The organism is Vibrio sp. D431a, assembly GCF_030248655.1.
Taxonomy (GTDB): Bacteria; Pseudomonadota; Gammaproteobacteria; order Enterobacterales; family Vibrionaceae; genus Vibrio; species Vibrio alginolyticus.
The window spans coordinates 401,177-424,264 of record NZ_JAHGAP010000015.1; the positions used below are offsets into that span (position 1 = coordinate 401,177).

General features: G+C 44.2%; 10 protein-coding genes. 7 read left to right on the forward strand and 3 right to left on the reverse strand.

Features of this window, described 5'->3' with window-relative positions:
- Window positions 1-166: 166 nt before the first annotated feature.
- Window positions 167-640 (forward strand): DUF1842 domain-containing protein, encoded by a 474-nt coding sequence (locus KJB35_RS14845; protein WP_005373450.1) that lies wholly within the window; start codon window positions 167-169, stop codon window positions 638-640.
- 134 nt (window positions 641-774) lie between these two features.
- Here KJB35_RS14845 and KJB35_RS14850 read toward each other — a convergent pair whose 3' ends face one another.
- The gene (locus KJB35_RS14850) at window positions 775-3,948 is read right to left on the reverse strand and encodes an AAA family ATPase (RefSeq protein ID WP_017819913.1); all 3,174 of its coding nucleotides are present in this window, start codon (window positions 3,946-3,948) and stop codon (window positions 775-777) included.
- An 868-nt stretch (window positions 3,949-4,816) separates the two neighbouring features.
- On the opposite strand from KJB35_RS14850, the gene KJB35_RS14855 reads away from it, so the two are divergent.
- From KJB35_RS14855 to KJB35_RS14870, 4 genes are all read left to right on the forward strand, one after another.
- Complete coding sequence (locus tag KJB35_RS14855; protein WP_182038394.1) at window positions 4,817-6,115, forward strand: hypothetical protein; 1,299 nt, start codon at window positions 4,817-4,819, stop codon at window positions 6,113-6,115.
- Between the two features lie 7 nt (window positions 6,116-6,122).
- Complete coding sequence (locus tag KJB35_RS14860) at window positions 6,123-7,070, forward strand: formyltransferase family protein (RefSeq protein WP_246535126.1); 948 nt, start codon at window positions 6,123-6,125, stop codon at window positions 7,068-7,070.
- Between the two features lie 146 nt (window positions 7,071-7,216).
- The gene (locus KJB35_RS14865) at window positions 7,217-7,831 is read left to right on the forward strand and encodes a phage tail protein (protein WP_054576103.1); all 615 of its coding nucleotides are present in this window, start codon (window positions 7,217-7,219) and stop codon (window positions 7,829-7,831) included.
- 120 nt (window positions 7,832-7,951) lie between these two features.
- Window positions 7,952-17,584: an Ig-like domain-containing protein gene (locus KJB35_RS14870; RefSeq protein WP_285357126.1), complete on the forward strand. Its 9,633-nt coding sequence runs from the start codon at window positions 7,952-7,954 to the stop codon at window positions 17,582-17,584.
- A 514-nt stretch (window positions 17,585-18,098) separates the two neighbouring features.
- Here KJB35_RS14870 and KJB35_RS14875 read toward each other — a convergent pair.
- The gene (locus KJB35_RS14875) at window positions 18,099-19,502 is read right to left on the reverse strand and encodes a PLP-dependent aminotransferase family protein (protein WP_213879807.1); all 1,404 of its coding nucleotides are present in this window, start codon (window positions 19,500-19,502) and stop codon (window positions 18,099-18,101) included.
- Window positions 19,503-19,861: 359 nt separating this feature from the next.
- Here KJB35_RS14875 and ampC point away from each other — a divergent pair, with 359 nt between their 5' ends.
- Window positions 19,862-21,013 carry a class C beta-lactamase gene (gene ampC, locus KJB35_RS14880; RefSeq protein WP_064369345.1) on the forward strand — a complete coding sequence of 384 codons (1,152 nt, stop codon included), beginning with the start codon at window positions 19,862-19,864 and terminating at the stop codon, window positions 21,011-21,013.
- 94 nt (window positions 21,014-21,107) lie between these two features.
- Entirely contained in the window at window positions 21,108-21,752 is a 645-nt protein-coding gene (locus tag KJB35_RS14885; protein ID WP_017635780.1) for a CatB-related O-acetyltransferase, read from the forward strand.
- Window positions 21,753-22,086: 334 nt separating this feature from the next.
- Here KJB35_RS14885 and KJB35_RS14890 read toward each other — a convergent pair whose 3' ends face one another.
- Window positions 22,087-23,061, reverse strand: a complete 975-nt coding sequence (locus tag KJB35_RS14890; protein ID WP_170890168.1) for a peptidoglycan DD-metalloendopeptidase family protein — start codon at window positions 23,059-23,061, stop codon at window positions 22,087-22,089.
- Window positions 23,062-23,088 lie beyond the last annotated feature (27 nt).

A 23,088-nucleotide genomic window follows, 5' to 3' on the forward strand; every position in this document is an offset into this window, starting at 1 on the left:
AGAGAGCAACAATATCTGGTTGATGAAAAGAACGATCGGCATCTGCGTGACCGTGGATAATTTATGTAGTCAAGTAGATCTGAGCCTAAATTGATACTGAACCAGAATGACGTGTTATCTACATTGAATGGGTCACTAACGACAATAAATTCAGTTGGAGAACACAATGAAAATGGACTCAAAAGAATCACAAGCAATTTTTACTGCTCATTATCAAATTGGTAACGGCTTACCTGGAGGAGTGAGCTTCGATGTTAATCTACTCGTGGCCAGCGAAGACAAATCAATAGTGGGTAAAGGACATATCTTTCAGGCAGTTAACCCACCGTTAAATGTGGTGTCTGATCTCAATGGTAGTTTCAACTATCAATGCACGATGCGTGATTGTCATATCATGGTGACGTTGCAGGGCTACCAGCCTTATCTAGGCATTGCTCCTTTAGGAGCTGATCTTCATAACGTAACGCTCAACCTCCTACTTAATGATGATTGGAAGTCAGGCGTGGCATTCTATCGATATAAAAATAGTTCAGGTAAATGGATTGAAGCAGCAAATCAACGCGTTACTCTACTTTTGCCTGAGCATGTTCCTAGCATCGAGAACTTTAAGGTGGAGCAAAATGATCTTGCGCCAGCATAAATCTCATCAGCGATGACACTGTGCCAAAACACAGATATTCGATGGTTTCGAATATCTGTGTTTGACGAGGTAAATCGAGTAAACACGATGACTTGACGGTGCAATTAATCGACTTTCTTCGTTTATTGAATATTTCATGGTTGAGTAGATGTGGAGAGCCAATGGTCGAGCTCATCAACACTTATTTGAGCCTGATTCAGTTGATGCTTACGCGCGGCCTGATTGAAGTTTAACAACTCAGAGACGGAGCTGGACTGGTCGAGTAAGGCAAGCATCAGATTCGCTTGTTCAATATAAAAATCACCCCATGGATGCGGATCTTCTTGGGTGAAGTTAGACAGCTTATCGCGATATTTTCGAAGTAGCGTAGGCTGCTTATACTGCCACGCTACTTGGATTCCTTGTTGGTAAAAGCGTAAATAGTTATGACCAACACAGGTAGATTCTAGCCAAGCCTCACCAGTGCGCAAAGCGGAGAGGGCCGTTGATTCATCGCCACAAATAAGTGCCTTGGTAGATACGAGCCAAGGACCAATAAAATTGTGTAGCTTATTGATATGAACAAGATCTAGAGCCGTGTCGATGTCCGAAAGGGCTTTCTCCTCTTTTCCCTGATACCAGTGCAATCTTGCACTGGACTCCAAAAGAAAAGCGACAAATCGATGAGCATTAAGCTGTTTTGAAAGTTGTAGAGCGGTCGAGATTTCGTTTTCAGCTTGCACCAAGACATTACGGTCGAGAAAGATCCATGCAGCCGTAAGCCTAGAAACAATTTCTGCTCGGCGGTTTGCCGTGAGATAGGCAAGATTCGAGGCATGCTGAGCCTGTTTTAGTGCTTCGTCAGATTGCAGTTGATAGATCATCACTGTTGCCAGCATGTAGCGATTAGCAGTTTCAATCGAAAGCAACTGATGCTCTTCACACAGTTGCAAACACTCGGTTAAGTGCTCGTATGAGCGAGCCATTTTTCCTTGTGCGTAGGCACAATCACCGAGGCCGCCAAGCGATTTTGCTTTCGCGCGAAAACAGTTTGCTCGTTGACTGTAATCTAATGCAAGTAAATGTTCTTTCTCACATTCGTCTAGCTGCCCAGTGGGGAACAGCATATTACCTCTCATCGAGTGAATTTCACACAAAGATTTATTTAACGTCAGCTTTTCGCACAGGGCTTGGGCTTGGTCTAAAATCGACATCGCTTGTACAAAGTTGTCGGTTAAACGGTAGGGGTTAATGAGGTCTAAATAGTATTGAACACGTTCAGAATCATTTTCTGTGTGATGAATCGCTTGCTCAAGAACCTCAATACTCTCTTTGATGCGTCCCATCGAATACAGGCAGTTTCCTTTCATATTTAGTGCATACGCCATCTGTGCTTTAGGTGACTCTTTAATAGCGTATTCAATAAGAGTCAGTGCTTTTTCAAATTGATAATTGCTCAGGTAATGTTTGGCGGTCTGGTCAAGAACAGTAAATACACCTTCGCCCTTGGCATGATTGATATGGACTGCATATAAGAACCGATCTCGGTTCTCATACCATTTTGCGCAGGCCATGTGTATTTTTGAACACTGTGACTTGTCTATTTGACGGAAAACAGCATTACAAATCAAATCATGATGGAAAAGGTATTGATCGCCATTGAGTTTTACTAAGCCAGCGTCGACTAACTTATCTGGTACGTAGCCGGGAATTCGAGTGATTTCACGCAGTTGCTCCAGTTGAAAGTACTGCCCCAACACAGATGCAGTACAGAGTGCTTGGCGATCTTGGGCTGGAAGTTGAGCTAATTGTATCGAAACTAAATGTTCCAATGACTCCGGAACGTCTTTATCAAACTGAGAACAAAGTAGTGTTTGGCGCAAGTATAGAGGATGGCCTTTCGCAAGCTTTATACAGTCATTGATATGTTTATTCTGTTGGCATGTGATTGAGCAAGCTAACTCGTAAGACTCTTCAGATGATAACTCCCTAAGTTCGATTAGATTCACGTTGGCAAACCAAGATTGTTTGGAACTAAGTCGTTTTTGCTGCCTAAACGTCAGAAAGAGTAAAATATTGGTGTTTGTAATATAAGGTAGCAGTGTCTCAAGAAATGCCAACATTACCTCGTCGGCCCAATGGACATCTTCAACAATAATCAAATGCGGTTTGCTGGTCTGCCGTTGTTGAATTAAGAAAGGGATAGATTGCTCTATCGTTTGTTTCAGCGTTTGGAACTCCATTAAGTTCAGCAGCTGTTTTTCTGATTCGTTGAGTGTTACCCCCATTAACCAATAAAGGCAGAGATGGAAAGAAGAGGGAATTGATGACTCGACAGTCTGCTGACGAATAGAATCATCGGTATCTTCACGAGTAAATGAACAAATTGCCCGAGTGAATATATTTTGAGGGGACAAGAGATCAGCACTGCCATGATTCAGGATTTGAATCTCTGTGGTTAAACACGAAGAACGACTCAAAGACGAAATGACCTGGTTGAGTAGGCTGGTCTTTCCTATCCCTGCGGTACCAGTAATACAATACGTTTGGCCTGCTTCTTGTTTTTGCCATCGCTTGATTCCGCTATTCAATGTTTCTAGTTCAAGTTTACGCCCTACGAAACAATCAGTATGGTTTTGGTGTAAGGATACAAAATGCCAGTTGTTGAAGTCTGGCTCTCCTGTTAGAAAAGGTTTTATTGGTCTGGCACAATTGGACGAGATAAAGCAAGGACAAGCAGCTATTTCTCCCCAAGGGATTTTAACTAGGATTTCATTGATTGGGGTTATCGCATTTGGATGTTCCGATAGCTCAGTGATTCGATGCATGTATTTCACATTGATAAAAGACCGAATCGAAGCCGAAAGAGCAACCTTTAATTGAAGGGCTAGTTGTCGAATTCGCTCAAAAATATATTCGTCCGATTCCTGTAAAGACCAAGTAAGAACAAACGTTCGGTTTTGTATTATGGGTGTAGTGTTTTGGCTGAGAAGTAAGGTTTGCAGAGCCTTTGCGGTCAAATCACACTTTGCTTCGATTGCAAAAATAAAAAAATATGGTGGTGATGAAGATACATTTGTAAATAATGGTTCTGAGGCCCGATCTATTAAAAGGTCCTCTACGGGGACAGAAAAGTATTCCGCGAGATTGGATGCGGTACGATACAGCACATTCGCCCCAGACTCTGCTCGCTTTATAGAAGCAATAGATACGACAAAACCCTGTTGAAAGCATTCTTCCGCCAGTTTTTCTTGGCTCAGTCCTAATTTCTTTCTCAGTTCTTTGAGTCGTAATACGTTGAGTGGAATTCTTCCATCCCTATTTGCCATATTTCACTCCGTTGTAACGTATAGCTTTTCCCAGTAAACCTGAATCGATTGGATATGTTGAGTGAATAAATTTATCTTATTTCACCACATATATAATACTAGTAGTTAAAATGTTATATACGAAAATGAAATGGGCATTTTAATCTTCAAGCCACCTTAATTCATTGTTATATTAGTGGTGTTTTTTTATTAATAATTTTGATATTTATTTTTGTGAGTTCATGTTTTTCTTAATAAGTTTTTTGAAATATCTTTAAACTTATATCTTTTAAAAGATTGCACACCTTAAACTTATATTGGACTTCATTAAACTTTAAAAATTAAATTCTTTAATTTTAGAGATATAAATTGACAATCTTATTTTTAGTGTTTTTTTTGATCTCTATTCTGGCTAACTGATTTTTTCTAGTCTATAAATCAAATGTCGGCAATTTCAAAATAACTGCCGAAAAAATTATTTTAATTTCAATATTATAAATAGTTGGCTTTATACTATGGATATTGGCTTTTTCTGCCTGTTAAAAGGCTTTCATATTACACCACACTTGAGTGCCGCGCTTACCTCTATTAAGGAGACTGCGTGGCTGCCATATGTCAAACGATCTTGCCATCGAGGGGATTGGCAAGCGCTTGCTTTAGAAGAATCACATCGAAAGGCCTATTACCCTAACTATTTACTACTCTCTGAATTTACAGGATTAGAACTGTTTTTATCTCAATTTTTCTGCCCAATTTTGTCAGTACGGTTTATGAAGTTAGAGCCGGGAGCTGAGATATTGTAACGCGGACCTCTGGCATATGTTTTTCTCAAGTACAGGTGTGTTACATCATTAACTACTGCTACAGCGGCAAGTGAGGTTCATGAATTATGCAAAAAGGCTCATCTATAGAATTCTACCAGCAACGTCCTCAATCTCGTGAGACGGTCGGTGTTGAAGAAGTGCAGCAACAAACTCAACAGTTTGGTTTTGCTGAACCCGAAATGGATGAGCTGCTTAAGTACTCATTACGGACTCAACTTGAGGCTATGCTCCCAAACCAACTCAGCACGGCTGAACGCCAACGGCAACTGAAAGAGAGTTTCGCTGCGGCAGTTGAGCTCGTATTGAAGGAGACGAAAGTTGAGCACCGAACACTGGTGCAAGCCTTTCAGAGCATGTATGGCAACGCTTGCCAATCTCTTTCTCTGGCTAAACTCACTCAAGAGGAACTGACCCGACAGTACATTTCCACGTCTGGGCTGGTGATGTCCCCACTTAACTGTAAACACACCATCAAAGATGTGTACCGAATTAAAGGCTTTGCGTGTGGTATAAACAAAGCTATCCAACATATGCTTGCCAACAAGTCACAGGTTAAAGTGCTTTATCCAGCTTGCGGCCCCTTTGCACCATTGCTGCTGCCTTTACTTGCTCACTACAAACAAAGTGATCGAATTAGCGCAGAGCAGCTTCAGGTGACACTAGTAGATATTCACCCCGGAGCCATTAAAGCACTCAATCAATTGATCGCGGATCTCGATATCGCAGACTACATTGAAGCCTTAGTGGAAGAAGATGCTACCCAATTTTCGCCAACTCAAACGTTTGATCTCCTGATACTTGAAGCGATGCAGCATGGCTTTAGTCGGGAAGGGTTCCTCAGCATCGCGAAACATTTGGTTCAATATTTACATATTCAAGGCGAAATGATCCCCAATCAGGTATCTGTGCGCGCCATGATGGTCATCGGGGAGACGGAATTTAATCAACAATGGGAAAAAGCAGAGTATGCACATTCCAACCATTGCCAGCCGGAAGCGATCGATGATCGAATTGATCTGGGAGAAATTCTTAACGTCAATAAAGCCATGTTGCTCAGAAGCGAGATTTTTGAGCTAGATGGTGGAATAAAAATGCTGCAAGGCAACACCATTGAGCTGCCGAAAGATGTGCCAGATATGGCAAAACGTATCCTCGCCATTTACAGCCATATCGATACTTACGGAGATGCGATGGTCGGACAATACGACTCTGGTATTACCCATCCTAATCCCGACATGACTTTTTATGTGGATGCCAAGCCCAAAGCTGTTGAACACCATTACTTTGAAGCGAAGGGAGGGGATAAGGTCAGTTTCTATTATCAGTTAACCGGATTGCCAGGTTTTGTCGCCACCCATGGATGATTTCGATATGCAGCAAAAATACGTCGTTTTTACAGGAAGTTGTTACGCCTTGCCCATCATTCAGTTGTTGGCACAACAACATAAATTGGCGGGCGTGGTAGTACCGGAAGGAGAACTAAATCCAGACTTACAGCAGCTACAGAGCTATCTGAGCGCTCAATCGATTCATATTGCTCAGTATACCGCCAATGATAGCAGTGCTTTGATAGCGCAACTCGATGCTTGGCGAGTCACGGATGGCGTCATCTATTTGTTCAGGCACATAGTTCATTCCTCGCTGTGTCAGTTTTTCAACGGAAACTTGTACAACATTCATCCGGGAAAGCTGCCCGAGTATCGAGGCCCGATGCCTCTCTATTGGCAATTAAGAGACGGTTTAGACACCTTTAGCCTCACCCTGCATCGTCTTGAGGCATCGGCTGATTCCGGCGCTATAGGAATGGAGTTAGAGGTACCATTTCACCCGTTTGAGACCTTAACCAGTGCTCAGAAAAAAGCGTCACAAATGACGGCTAAGCTGATGTATGACTTCCTCATCGCGCAACAAAAGCAAGGGCTGGTTTGGCGTGAACAAGTATCAAACCCCAACGAAGTAGCACGAGCAGTAAACCAACATGATCTGCACATTCGTTGGAACGTGCAAACGAGTCGCGAAATCGTCAACTTAGTGCGAGCAGGCAATCATGACTTCGGTGGTGCGATGTTGAGCTTGCCAAGTGGTGTCGCCAATGTTTTGCAAGCAAGCGCAATGGAGACTTCTTTAGTCGGTGTTGAGGCGGGGAGAATTCTCGAGATCAGCCCACAACATGGGTTACAAGTGAAAACGTTAGATAGCGCCATATCAATAGATGTTATTGCTACACCGCAAGGCGTGTTTTCGGGTTATCGCTATGCGCAAATGGCTGGGCTAGATGCTGGGATGTCATTGCTCCAGCACGCTTCTGCTTGTGAGTAAATAAATATCTCAATACGGCTCTTTGCGGCAGTGATGAAGCCCGTAACGGTATTTAGTAATGCGAGATTGGAAAGTTTTAACCAACCACACCAATTTCGTTATGGGCTGGTTTTAACTTAAGTGTATACGTTGAAAGGAAGAACAGTATGGCTACAGAACCGTATCTTGGGACACTAACCGCATTTGGTGGCAATTTTGCAATTAGAAATTGGGCAATGTGCTCGGGGCAAATGCAGGCAATTGAAGATAATCCAGCGCTCTTCTCTCTAGTTAGCACTCTATACGGAGGTGACGCCCGAACTACCTTTGGTTTACCTGATTTGCGTGGCCGCAGTCCAGTTGGTGTAGGCACACGACCTGGGGGGATGGATTATCATCAGGGAGAAAGATTGGGTACTGAACTGGTAACTATTGATATAACTCAAATGCCAGCACACTTACATACGGCAATTTTTACCCCTCTTGGCACTTCTGCACCTGTAACAGGCAGGATGAAGGTTGCTACCAATGCTGCAAATACACAGGTACCCGATAGTAATTCGTATATAGCGCAAAACTCTACCCCCGGGTTCTATAAACCGACGTTTCAGCAACCAGATTTGACCGAGATCGAAGGCTTAAGTGTGTCTGGTGGTGGCTCGGGCGGAGGTACTGTAGCTGTGACTGAAACAGGCGGTTCAATGCCACTTAATATTTTGAGCCCGGTATTGCCGATTAATTGGTTAATTGCCACTGCGGGAGTATACCCACCACGCAGCTAATCAACCAAGAAAGAATTGGCTGAAACTATCGCTAATCCTTTCCTATAAAAAAATTAAACATTTAAGTTGATTATGATAACCCGGCTATGTTGATAAGGCCGTCATCTTCAGGAGAGGAAAATGAGATTACGTCGTCAGGTAGCGATCGCAATTACAACAGCATGGGTGTCCTCAGCGTTTTTTTCCGGTGAAGCCTGGGCTGCACAGCAAACGATTAACTACTCTAATGGTTCAGGTTCCAGTTTTAGTGAGGTGGAGACCGGCGTCACTGGGGGTATGCCCTCGGTCACTCTTACCAATGCAGGTGCTGTGTCTATGGTATTAGATGCCGGCAATAGCACTGATAGCACTCCGTTTACTGGCCTAAATGACCTCGGATTTGTAGCTGGTGTTCTTTACTCAAATACCATGATTAATGAGTTCAACAATCGTGGCTTCCGCTTTTTTGAGAAATCAAGTACTAACTTCAGTTTCGACGAAATTACCTTTATGCAGGGGTCGGCGCGAGACTCAGATAAAACGTATCAACTTGTGTTAACTGGCTTCTCTAATGATACTCAAACAGTGACCGAAACTGTCACCTTGCCAAAAGGTGGTGAAGCAAACTCAGGGTTACAGGACTTGTTTACCCTGACCCGTGGTACAGATTTTAATGATTCGGCATGGCAGGACGTTGATACAGTGACTATGGCGTTTACCCGAAGTCCGGGTGCTGACTCTCGTTATCTTATCAGAAGTATCAAGATTGATGACGCTGCGGTTTCAGACTCTACCGCGCCTACTTTTGTCAGTGCGAGCTCAACCCCCACTGATGATGCAACCAATGTTTCTGTTAGCAACAACATCGAGATTGCCTTCGATGAAAATATTGAGCTGAAGAGCGGCAATATTACCATTCGTAATGTTACCGACAGTCGCGACTTTGAAGTATTTAATGTTGCCACCGAAAGCGATGGCAAAACAACATCACCAGGCGCTGGTCGCATCAGTGTTACCAACAATAAAGTTTACTTAAACCCAACCAGTGATCTGGCAGGGAACCGGACCTACGCCATTCATATTGAATCCAGTGCCGTGGCTGACAGCGCAAATAATAGCTTCGCTGGGATCAGCGATGATGCCACATTTAACTTTACGACAGTCGATACCACGCCAAATGCGCCATCTACACCCGATTTAGATGCTAGTTCGGATACCGGGCCATTAAATACTGATAATATTACCAGTGACACTACACCAACGTTTAGTGGGACTTCTGAGAGTGGATCGATCGTTACTTTATACAGTGATCAAGTCGGTGGAGGTGCAACGGTTATTGGCACAGGCACTGCTACTGGAGGAAACTGGCAGATAACAACCAATGAGTTGGCGTCTGGTATTACACATGCAATAAGTGCTAAAGCGTCTGATAGCGATGATAATGTTAGCTCGGCATCCAACGCGTTAAGTGTCACCATTGATACAATAGCACCATCCGTAGTGAGCATTACCACGCCGATTGAGGCTGACAGTATCGTCAACGCTGCAGAAGACAACGATGTGTTGATCGCTGGCTCCGGCGCGGAAGCAGGCAACAGCGTGACCGTGACTATCACAGACAATAACAGCTCTGTCAGTCGTACGGTGACGGCCGACAACTCAGGCAACTGGACGCTGAGCGGCAGCGAGCTGGATGTCAGTGGCCTGAACAATGGCACCCTGACGGTGTCTGCAACCCAAGCAGATATAGCAGGTAATATCTCCACCGCAGCTAGCCAGAGTGTTACCCTAGACAATGCAGCCCCATCAGCAGTGACCATCACCACGCCGATTGAAACCGATGGTATTGTCAATGCGGCAGAAGACAACGACGTACTGATTGCTGGCTCCGGCGCGGAAGTAGGCAACAGCGTGACCGTGACTATCACGGACAATAACAGTTCTGTCAGTCGTACGGTGACGGCCGATAACTCAGGCAACTGGACGTTGAGCGGCAGTGAGCTTGATGTAAGTGCGTTTAACAACGGCACCCTGACTGTGTCTGCAACCCAAGCAGATATAGCAGGTAATACTTCTACCGCAGCCACCCAGAGTATTACTCTGGACAATGCAGACCCATCTGCTGTAATCATCAATACGCCGATTGAAACTGATGGGGTCGTCAATGCGGCAGAAGACAACGACGTACTGATCGCTGGCTTCAGTGCGGAAGCAGGCAATAGCGTGACCGTGACTATCACGGACAATAACAGCTCTGTCAGCCGTACGGTGACGGCCGACAACTCAGGCAGCTGGACGTTGAGCGGCAGTGAGCTTGATGTCAGTGGCCTGAACAACGGCACACTCATAGTTGCTGTGACGCAATCGGATACGGCGGGTAATACCTCCAGAGTGACCACCCAGAGCATTACCTTAGATAACGCCGCACCATCAGCTGTGACCATCACTACACCGATTGAAACCGATGGTATTGTTAATGCAGTGGAAGATAACGATGTGTTGATTGCTGGCTCCGGCGCGGAAGCAGGCAACAGCGTGACCGTGACTATCACGGATAACAACAGCTCTGTCAGTCGTACGGTGACGACCGACAACTCAGGCAACTGGACGTTGAGCGGCAGCGAGCTGGATATCAGTGGCTTGAGCAATGGCACCCTGACTGTGTCTGCAACCCAAGCTGATATAGCAGGTAATATCTCCACCGTAGCCACCCAGAGCGTAACCCTAGATAACGCAGCGCCATCCGCTGTTACCATTTCCACGCCGATTGCAATCGACGGTATCGTCAATGCGGCAGAAGACAATGATGTGCTGATTGCTGGCTCCGGCGCGGAGGCTGGCAATAGTGTGACCGTGACCATCACGGACAATAACAACTCAGTCAGTCGTACGGTGACGGCCGACAATACCGGGGCTTGGACGACTATTGGCAGTGAGTTTGATGTAAGTGCGTTTAACAACGGCACCCTGACGTTCGCGGCGAGCCAGAGCGATGCGGCGGGCAACACCTCCAGTATAGATAGCACAACAATTACGTTAGATAACGTGAGGCCAACTGTTTCTTTGAGCAGCTCAGACCTTGATTTGATCTCTGGCGAAACGGCGAGTATCACGTTCACCTTAAGTGAGTCCTCAAGTGACTTTACTGAGTCAGATGTCACCGTCACTGGCGGCAGTTTGTCTAACTTTGCGGGCAGCGGTGACAATTACACGGCCACCTTTACGCCGGATAGAGACAGTACAAGTACAGCGACGATTAACGTGGCGGCAGATTTCTTTACCGATGCTGCCGGGAATAGCAACACTGCTGCGTCTCAACTGTCTATAACCGTTGATAGTTTAGTGCCGAGTGTGACTATCTCCAGTGATAAATTGGCGCTGAAAGCGGACGAAACGGCGACCATTACCTTTACCTTAAGTGAAGCGTCGAGCGATTTTACCGAGGCGGATATCACGGTTAGTGGCGGTACTTTGTCTGGTTTTGCTGGCAGTGGTAGCAGCTACACTGCGACCTTTACACCAACGGAAGAGAGTGCGACGAGCGGTACTATTGAAGTTGCCACAGGCACATTTACCGATGCCTCTGGTAACACCAATAGTGCAGCTACACCACTTTCCATCAGCGTCGATACTGTGCTTCCAACCGTTAGTATCACTAGCTCCAGCGCTGCGTTGAAAGCGGGTGAAACGGCAACACTCACGTTTACCTTGAGTGAAGCCGCAACTGATTTTTCCGAAGCCGATGTGACCGTGGCTGGAGGAACTCTTTCTAACTTTGCGGGCAGTAGCGCCAGTTACACGGCTACCTTTACACCTGCAGAAGAAAGCACTGAGGATGCAACTATTGATGTTGCAGCCGAGAAATTTAGCGACGCAGCTGGCAACCTCAATACAGCAGCGACTCAGTTGTTGATCTCAGTGGATACGGGGATCCCGACTGGACATAGCATCAGCATTGATCAGGAGAGCATTAACAAAACCAACGAACAGGCGATGAGCTTTACCTTCGCAGCAGCTGAAGTGAACGCGATGTTCACTTATAGCGTGACCGACGGTACCACGACCATTGACGGCGCTAGTCAAACAATTTCTTCGGAGACCATGCAAGTAACGGGCATTGACGTCACTATTTTGCAAGAGGGGACGTTGACAGTAAGCGTGGTGGTAACCGATGCCGCAGGCAACGCATCTGATGCAGTGACGGATACTGTGACCAAACGCTACGATGTCGCGCCAACGGTAGTTGATGATAGCTTCTCGACTGAGGAAGATACGGCGAAACAATTTAATCTGTTAGCCAACGATTCCGATGTTAATGATGACATGGTCGCTTCTTCTACAACGATTAAAACGCAACCAATTAAAGGTCAGGTGTCGATCAGCAACGGCGTTGTTACCTATACGCCAAATAATAATGAGACAGGCACAGATAGCTTTACCTATACCGTGAAAGATGCCCTGCTGCAGGAGTCGCAAGAGGCGACAGTGACCGTCACTATCATGGCTATAAATGATGCGCCAGTCGCTAAAGCGCTGACCATCAACACCGACGAAGATACCGCAAGCGCAGTAGTCAGCGCGCGTAGTCAAGCGGAGGATGTTGAAGATGGCATCCCAACGGGTGATTTATCGTTAGTTAGTTTGCCTCAAAAAGGACAAGTAGCCATTGATCAAACTGTAGGCACTTTTGTATATACGCCGAATCCGAATGAAAATGGTAGCGATAGCTTTACTTACACGATCGCAGACAGTGAAGGCGGCGTTTCTCTTGCGGCCACGGTCAGCGTCAATATCGGTTCCGTCAATGACTCACCAGTAGCGGAGGAAGACAGTTTTACTTTTGATGAAGATATCACATCGACACTCGATATTTTAAGTAACGACAGTGATATTGAAGATGGGTCATTCACCCCGAGTAGTATTACCCTGCAAGATCTTGGTCAAGGAGAGGGGGTATACAGTTTTGCCACGGTCAGTGTCAATGTCGATGGGACCTTAAAGATTGTGCCAACAGCGAACGTTAATGGTCAACATAGCTTTACCTACATGCTAACCGATAGTGGTCAAGCAGTCTCAGTGCCTGCAACCGTCACGCTCAATATTACGCCAGTGAATGATGCCCCCGTTGCTGTTGATAACAGTGCACAACTACTAGAGGGAGGCTCCTTCGAGGTCAATGTATTAGGCAATGATAGTGATGCCGATGTTGGAGACAGTTTTGAACTCACTAGTGTCACAGTCGTCGATACGCCAGCACATGGCAGTGTGAACGTGACGGCGTCAGGAGCGATTGTTTACAACCCCAATGAGAACTACTTCGGTGAAGATAGCTTCACCTATACGGTGGCAGACTTAGCAGGTGCTGTATCTAACGCCGCAACAGTGACCATGACAGTAACACCAGTCAACGACGCACCAATGGCGCAAGCACAGTCACAAACGCTTGATGAAGACAATAGTTTGGTGATCACGCTGGTTGGTTCAGATATTGATAACGATGATGACACTCTGCAGTATCTTATCACTGAGCAAGTCAGTCATGGCGTGCTAGAGCAGTTGACCAATAATAGTTGGCGCTATACACCAGAAGCGGACTTCAATGGCTCCGACTTCTTCTTGTTCAAGGTCAACGACGGTGATCTCGACTCGACAGAGGTTCGTGTCGATTTGACGGTTAATGCAGTCAACGATACACCAACCGCCACCGATATCAGTGCTACGGGAGAGGAAGAAATACCGCTGACCATTACTTTAAATGGTAACGATGCAGAAGGCTCATCTTTGAGCTATCAAATTGTAAAATCGCCAGTCAACGGTAATGTTACCGTCACAGGCAATCACGCGGTTTATACGGGTAACAGTAACTTCTTTGGTCAGGACAGTTTCACTTACAGCGTAAGTGACGGAGAGCTTACCTCTGTAGTGGCGTTAGTGACCATCACAGTGAATAACGTTAATGACTCGCCAGTGATTACGGGTACTCCATCGGCGCAAGTGGATGAAGATAGTGTGTATCAGTTTGTGCCCGCCGCATTGGATAATGACCCAGCGGATACTCTGACCTACTTGATAGCTAACAAGCCACCTTGGGCTACATTTGACAATACAACAGGAGCGCTTTCTGGCACGCCAAGTAACCGTTATGTGGGGACTTATCCAGATATCGTGATTAGCGTATCCGATAGCACTATTTCTTCCTCATTGTCAGCGTTTTCGATTACTGTGAATAACGTTAACGATGCACCCGTTATCTCTGGCTCACCAGCAACACAAGTGAATGAAGACAGCACCTATTTGTTCACGCCACAAGTGTCAGATGTTGACAGCCAAGCCTTCACCTTCAGTATCGTGAACAAGCCATCTTGGGCTAGCTTTGATGCATCAACAGGCACGCTCAGTGGTACTCCAGATAATGGTGATGTTGGCAAATATCAGGGCATTGTTATCTCGGTTTCTGATGGTCTCACGACAACAATGCTCAATAGATTCAGTATTGTGGTTAACAATGTCAATGACGCGCCGATGATCAGTGGCACTCCTGCTCTTACCGTCAACGAAGGCAGTACGTATCGCTTTGCACTGCAGGCATCGGATGTTGATAGTAGTAGCTTGAGCTTTTCAATCCGCAATAAACCATCATGGGCAACCTTTGATAGAGCAACTGGGTTGCTAAGTGGTACGCCGGAAAATGAGCATGTTGGCAGCACCAATAATATTGTTATTAGTGTCTCAGACGGTGAGCTAAGCACATCTTTAGCAGCGTTTAGCATCACGGTAATCAACGTTAATGATGAGCCAGTGGCGGTTAATGATACCTATGTCTTTACCGAGAGTAACGATGGTAGCTACTTATTGGATGTACTCAGCAACGACAGCGATGTTGATCTAGATACATTACAACTGGAATGGGTTAAACCTACATCTGGAACGGCAACGATTGTGGGCAGTCAAATCCAATTGGTAACGACCTCAATTGGTACAGTGGCAGTGCAATACAGTGTGAAAGATGGTAACGGTGGAAAGGCCACCGCGAAAGCAATCGTGACAATTAAAAGTGCGAAATTGGACGCACCAACAATAGCCGCACCTTCAGATATCGAAGTGAACGCAACTTCGCTCTTTACTAAAGTTGCATTAGGCTCTGCTGTGGCACGAGATAGTACAGGCAAGCTATTACCTGTTTCATTGGTCGACAGCACGACCTTTTTCCGACCTGGAACTAATACGGTCTATTGGCGCACTCAAGACTCTGATGGAAACGTCGCTGAAGCTAGTCAAACGGTAACAGTGTATCCACTGATAAGTATCTCCAAAGATGCGCAAACCACGGAAGGCACCAATCATAGCGTATCGATACACCTTAACGGTCCTTCGCCGAGCTACCCAGTAATCATACCTTATACGGTTTCAGGAAGCACGGACAGTGATGACCACACGCTCACCTCTGGTGAAGTGGTGATACCTAGTGGTACCGAAGGCAAACTTTCGTTCGAACTACTTAATGATGGACAAAATGAGGGCGTTGAAACCTTAGTGATTGATCTGGACAGCACCCTTAATCTAGGTAGTAAGCGTCGTTACACCTTGACAATCTTTGAAGAGAATGTGGCTCCGAAGGTCACGGTAAGTGTATCTCAGGCGGGGGAGCAGCGGAGACAAATTGAAAATGGTGTTGAACCGGTCACAATCACGAGCAGTGTTAGTGATGCCAATATGTCCGATATACACAGTTTCAGATGGAGTAGTGATAGCGATGTACTTAACCAAGCGATTGCGGGGCAGATGTACAGCGAAACATTGACTTTCTCTCCGCAATTACTGAGTTCAGCGATTTACAATTTGCAATTGACAGTTACTGACAATGGCACTCCACCATTATCAGTGACACGGAATGTCTATTTAGAAGTGGTACAAACATTGGCGGAGCTCGGGAGTGAAGACAGTGATGGCGACTTAATCCCGGATGATCAAGAAGGTCATAATGATAGTGATGGTGATGGTATCCCTGATTATCTTGATGCAATTTCTGACTGTAACGTAATTCAACAGGTTGTGTCAGAAAAAGATCGCTTCCTCATTGAGGGGCAGCCAGGTGTCTGTTTACGCAAAGGAATAACCATTCTGACTAACGCAACAGGAGGAGCTTTATTGCTGGATGAGGAGCTTCCTAAAGATATCAATATGAAGAGCATAGGGGGAATCTTTGATTTTGTAGTAACTAATTTGCCGCTTCCCGGTCAAAGCTATCAATTAGTTATGCCTCAGCGTTTACCTGTTCCAGCAAATGCAGTGTACCGAAAGTATAATGCTGAACAGGGGTGGGTAGACTTTATTGAGGATGCTCAAAACACAGTTTCTTCTAGTGCTGGCGAGGCTGGTTATTGTCCGCCACCAGGGCACAGTTCATGGTCACAGGGTCTGACTGAAGGTGACTGGTGTGTACAACTTACCATTGAAGACGGTGGCCCGAACGATGATGACGGATTGGCTAATGGCAGTGTCGTTGACCCTGGCGTCGTTGCCGCTCGTGTAAGCAATAATACACTCCCTCAAGCGATTGACGACAATGCGTTTGTTAGTCTCAATGGTACGGTGACGATCGATGTATTGAGCAATGATACCGATGCTGATGGTGATGGGCTGAAGGTAAGTCGCGCTTCTGTAGATATTGGTAGTGTTAGTGTGGTTGATAACAAACTAAGTTATGTCACTCAACCACAGTACTACGGGGAGGCTTTGATCACTTATAGCGTAACGGATGGTAATGGTGGAACGGGATCGGCGAAGGTGACGGTAAATGTGGTAAACAGTCAGAATCCGAATGCGGTGGACGATAATATTACCACCGATGATCGTACCCCTGTCACGGTTTATGTCCTTGCTAACGATACCGATCCGGATAACGACACATTGAAGTTGGTTTCAGTCCAAGCGCAGTATGGGCAGTCGGTCATGAATGCAGATCAGAGCGTGACCTATACCCCTACCTCAGGGTTTGAAGGCAATGATGTGTTGACATATATCATTCAGGATAGCCAAGGCCTGCAAGACGCGGGGAAAGTTATAGTGACCGTTAAGTTGGTAAGAGATGTAAAGGTTGAAAATACTTCAGCAGGATCATTGGGTGGCATAGTGTTGATGCTTTTGATTTTGTTAGGAGCCATGCAACGTTATGGAAGAAACAGTGCTTTAGCACTAATTGCTGTGTTTAGTTTTAGTAGTCAAGCGGGTTGGTATGTTGATGTTCAAATGGGGTCAAGCCATGCAGATGAGCGTGATGCTGTTAAAGGTGATAACGTAATCTCTACTGACAACACCGGGCTCTATCGCTCTGTCGGGTTTGGATATACTTTTTCTGAGCAATGGTCTGGAACTATTCGTTATATTGATATGGGTGAAGGTAGTGCTACATTGCGTAGTGCTACTACTTCACCAGAAGACTATCACGCCAATGTCGCATCGATAGCACCACTCCTTGTTAAGGGCATGGGCTTCGACATCGGTTATAAGTTCTGGCAATACAATTCATGGTCCGCAAAACTGAGTTTGGGGGGCTTGTTCTGGGAAACCGATATTGAAAGTACGTATCAAGGCAGCAAGATAACGACGGAAGTGGATGGTTTTGATGGATATATTGGTGCAGAAGTTGGCTACAACTTCTCAGATAATTGGGAGATCGGTGTCCAAGGCGCTCGTTATTTTTTACATGAAAATGATGTTGATATAATTGCGCTACAACTTCGTTATTTTTTTGAGCCGTTAGCAGCGTATTAACTTATGGTTTGGTATTTTTCGATAATTTATATCCCAATTGCTCATGAAGCGGTATGGTAAATCACTGGAGATTAATGTCGTGATTGTGCTCTTTATTATGTAGGTCAATAGTCTATAACAAATCCTTAATTACCTTGAAGTCTTTTCTTCTTTAACATCTAGCGAAAGATAGTGTTTTGATAGAGTGTTAAACAGAACTTACGGTTCGATATTAGAAAAATAAGGTTCATTGAATGCTCGATGTGAACTTAACTTAAAAGAAGATGATTTACGCAATAGGGTTGTTGGTAGTGCTGCAAATGTCAGCGTGATACGTCGCTTTACTTTGAACCTAGTACGTTTACAGGCGAAGAAATATAGTGTTGGGGCTGAAGCCAAACCAAGCGTGTCAGAGCGACACAGTTCGTATTGAACCCTTATTGGGTTGAAAAGCGTTCCACGCTGGCTGTCGCCCTGATGCTGATAACTGCGACGATAAATTGATACCGAGCAAAACGATAATTTTATATCTGTTTTAATCCAATATTGATTGAATAATATCAAATGCTTTTTCTATTTTTTGGGTAGGAATAATGCCAAATCCAAATAAGAGGGCATTAGAATGATTGTTGATAGAAAAATGCGATGATGGGTAAACCGCTACATTTGATGAAGCAAATTTATTCATCATTTGTGTCGCGCATCCCGATACTTCAGCTGCTATATGCAATCCACCTTGGCTTGGAATACGTTGTAAGCAATCTATGTTGTCAATTAATTGAGTTAGCTTATTATACCTTTCGCTGTAGATTTTATTCATATTGAGTAAATGGTGAGAGAAATGACCGTCACGCATGAATTCGTCAAGTAGGATTTGAGACACTACAGATGTACTTCTTCCCAAGTGCCATAACATATTTGAAATTGGCTCTATTAAAGACTTTGGCGGAATCATATAGCCAATGCGTATGCCGGGAAATAGTATTTTAGAGAAACTGCCTATCATAACGACGCAGTCATTTTTGTCTTGTGACTTGAGAGCTTTCTTACTGGTATTGAGATAGTGATATTCCGAATCATAATCATCTTCGATAATGATTGCGTTATTAACTTCTGCCCATCTCAGCAGTTCTAACTTCCTGTCAGCTGAGTAGCTAAAGCCTAAAGGGAACTGATGACTAGGCGTTGTATAAATAATTTTGGCATTAGAAGGGATTGATTCAACGACAACACCTTGGTCGTCCATCGGCACGGAGCCTATTTGCGCGCCAAGTAATCGAGCTTGATTTCGAAAAACAGGATATCCTGGATCTTCCGTCGACACGAGATCCCCGGGAGAGAGTAATGTAAGGAGAGTCGTCATTATTGCCTGCTGGCACCCTTGCGTAATGATGATGTCTTCAGGGTCACAGATTACGCCTCTCGAGTGTCTCACATACTCGCAGATAGACTCTCGTAAACAAGCTAACCCTTGCAAATCACCACCATGTGCAAACTCTGGAGTTAATGCATTGAGCCTACTCAGTCTTGAGTGTCGCCAAATATGCTTTGCTATTCTCTGATGATCAGGAACGCCTAAAGTGAAGTCATAGTCTAGATTCTTTGGTGCGATGATCTCTGGCTTCTTCGCTGCGTTAGTGCCAAACACCCCTAGTTGGTAGTGTTTTATTGGTCTCTTATCTTGATCCATCGTTTGTTCTAGAGCATTACTTACGTACGTGCCAGACCCTGCCTTTTTTACTATCCACCCCTCGAACTGAAGTCGCTCATACACCGAAATGACAGTGTTTCTTGCTATGCCTAACTTTTTCGACAGCATGCGGGTTGACGGTAATCTCTCATTTGATCGTAATCTGCCTTCTAATATCCCTTGGTATATCTCGGAATAAAGCTGTTGGCTGGTGACTTTTCCAGTTTCGAAGTGTAGTGAAAATGGCATCGTTTTCTCTGTAGACGTTGAAAAGTGGTTCTAAAGCGTTGTGAGGATGTGGATCTGTATATACCAAGTATATCTACCTAGTATACCGTTATCGTGATATGGAGAAAGCGTAATGAGTACACTATTTCCCCATTTTGGAAACGGATGTTACTTACATTCGTATCTAACCGGCCTACCTATCAACGGTGATCAGGTTTAGACCTGTTTATATCGCACTAAAAATTTGAAGACACAGTGTTATTCATCGAGGGTTAACGATTGGAGTTCTTCAAGTCAGGATTACTTTTATATAAAAAGTTAAAAGCCTTGGAATAAACTAGAAATTAATTATAAGTTAAAATTAAAAAATTGAGGGTTCAATGAAGTTAAACAATGCCTTGCTGGCCATTTTATCGCTCACTTCTTTCGTCACGTTTGCGAAAACGGAGTTAACGGTTAGCAGTCAATTAAAGAGCGTAGTTGATGATTGCGCTAAAGGATTAATAAACGAATACGACATTCCGGGGTTGGCTGTTGCAGTAACGATTGATGGCAAGCGTTATTTTTACAATTACGGTTTTGCTGACGAAAGTAAGGGGAGTTTAGTCACCAACGACACAATTTTTGAACTCGGTTCTATCAGTAAAACTTTTGCCGCTACTTTGACTGGGTATGCCCAAGAAAAAGGTAAGCTAGACATGGATGACAAGGTCAAAGATTATATTCCAGAATTAGAGAATAGTGCTCTGGGTAATACCAAGCTAGTTCATGTCGCCACCTACACTGCGGGTGGTCTACCATTGCAATTTCCTAGCGAAGTAACGAACGACGCTGAAATGATGCAGTACTACAAAACGTGGAAACCGGAGTACGAAGCCGGTACTAAGAGGAAGTACTCAAACCCTAGTATTGGTCTATTTGGCTACATCGGTGCCTTGAGTATGAAGTCAGACTATACGGAAATGATGGAAACCGTCATCCTGCCTGAGCTCGGTATGACCAATACCTTTGTCGATGTACCAAAGGATAAGCTTAATAACTATGCTTTTGGTTATAGTTCTGAGGGAAACCCCGTTAGAGTTAATCCAGGTATTCTTGATGCGCAAGCCTATGGTATTAAATCAACGAGCTCAGATATGCTTCAATATATCGAAGCAAATATGGGGCAAGCGCAACTGAATAATGATATGGAGAATGCGCTAGAGCAAACTCACATTAAGTATTTTAATACCGATACATTTACGCAAGCAGTAGGGTGGGAAGGTTATGATTATCCCGTCTCACTTTCACAATTATTGAAAGGTAACTCCAGCGACGTAATTCTCAACGCTAAACCGGTTCAAGCAAGTGAATCCGGTACTCTCGGTCGAGACATTTGGTATAACAAAACGGGCTCAACAGGTGGCTTTGGGGCATATGTCGCGTATGTACCCTCTGAAAAAATAGGCATAGTGATTCTAGCGAATAAAAACTACCCTAATGCCGAAAGAGTAGAGGCTGCTTACCATATTATTAGCTCAGTGGTGAAGTGAATTTTAGTGGTAATAGGCACTACGTAATTATTAGAGTTTATTTAGATACATACTATCTGCAGTGTTTTATTCGATAGTATTTATAGGAGTATTCATGAAAACTAAGCATTGGTCTAAGGTGACTTTGCTACATGAAGTTGTTACGAACCCAAATATAACGATTAAAGGTAAACATAGTTATTACAGTGATTGTTGGGACGCCGGTTTTGAAGAGTCTGTTGTAAGATATCTACAAGGCGATGAGTTCAGCCGAGATTGGGAACCAAAATGGAAGATTGATAAGTTACATATAGGTGATTTTGTCTGTATTGCAGCGGAAGTTGTGATTGTTATGGGGGGAAACAGTACACATAGAGCTGATTGGTTCTCCTTGTACCCATTTATGGACTTTATTGAAGAAGCGTACGTCGGGAAAGGAGATACTCATATTGGCGATGGCGCCTGGCTCGGTATGCGATCCATGATAATGCCGGGTGTGACTATCGGAGAAGGAGCAATCGTTGCGGCAAACAGTGTGGTGACGAAAGATGTTGAGCCTTACAGCATGGTTGCGGGTTCACCAGCTAAGCATGTCAAATATCGCTTTTCTCGAGAGACGATAGACGAACTGCTTGCTCTTAGGATATATGATTGGCCTGATAAGAAAATCGACAGCCTGAAGAGATTTTTATGTTCAGACGATTTAGAAGGGCTGAGAAAGGCAAGCGCTGAATATGATAGAAACCATTCAGTATCATGACAACGTCACCATTTAAAAAATCAGAAAGAGGCCATTGTTGGGCCTCTTTGTATTAAATATCTAACCAATACAATGAGTAATCATTTTATTCTTTTATTGATTTTTTATGTGAATATGATAATGGCGCGCACCACTTGCGTTCAAGAACAAGAGGACAACGTGTTTGGTAAAGGGGAAACCGATGGAATATCGGGAAACTATAATTATTAAGAGCCGCATGTAGCGGCTCTTTTTGATCCTGAAATTGGTTAGTGCGACAGACTACGAAGCGCTCAGAGGGTTACGAGGACTCGCTTCAGATAAATGAAGAAAGAGCGAATCGAAGTGGCTGTTGTTACCTATTTGACTGCTCATACCGTTGCCATTCCGCTGTTAACTCTGCTTTTTCTTTTCTCGCTGCAATCAGCATTTCTATATTTACGTCAGTGTTTGGGTGCCTTTGAATGTATCGCTCGTAATCAATCGGAACACCATTGATGTGCAGTTCAAGATGTAAATGCGGCCCTGTTGTTCTTCCTGTGTTACCCGTTTTCCCTATCACTTGTCCTCGGCTGATCTTCTCACCAACATGGACGTTGCGCTGAGATAAGTGTAGGTAGCGTGATACAGAGCCATTTGTGTGGCGGATATTAATATAGTTGCCAGCAAAACGGTTGTAGCGGGACTTTAAAACGATGCCATCAGCAATACTACGAATCGGTGTACCTACAGGTGTGGCATAATCAGTGCCTAAGTGCGGAGTCGTTATATTGGTCACTGGATGTGTTCGCTTTAAGTCATAGTCAGAGCTCACTCTGTAGTTTTTATCAAAGGGTGAAGAAAACATGAACTGATTATTTATCGACACACCATGCTCATCAAATACGTTACCGTGACCATCATTGATAATAAATAAATCAGTTTTACTGCCTAAATAGTAAAAAGAACTAATGTAAGTTTCATTTTTACTATTTAATTTAGTTCTTAAGATAAAGTTATCACCTCTTTTAATAGAGTCAATAATATTAAACTTGCTTTTGATAAGTGCTAATAGCAAGTTGATCTCTTTTTGACTCACTCCTGATTTTAATAATGAAGCGACAAAAGAGTATTCAACAACACCGATAGTGATTTTTTGCCTACGAGTCTTCTTTTTAATTGATGGCTGCACATTCTCACTTTCGAATTCTAAAGGCTTGATGGTAGGTAGCCTATCCACAGGAGTGAGGAAGTAGTGAGAAAGCGATACGCTAATCAATATGATTAACGCAGTAGTGATAAGGGCTACGGTAGGAGCTTGCACACTCCTTTTTATTATTAAAATAGTCATTAGTTTTGTTGGTTTATCAATACTGAC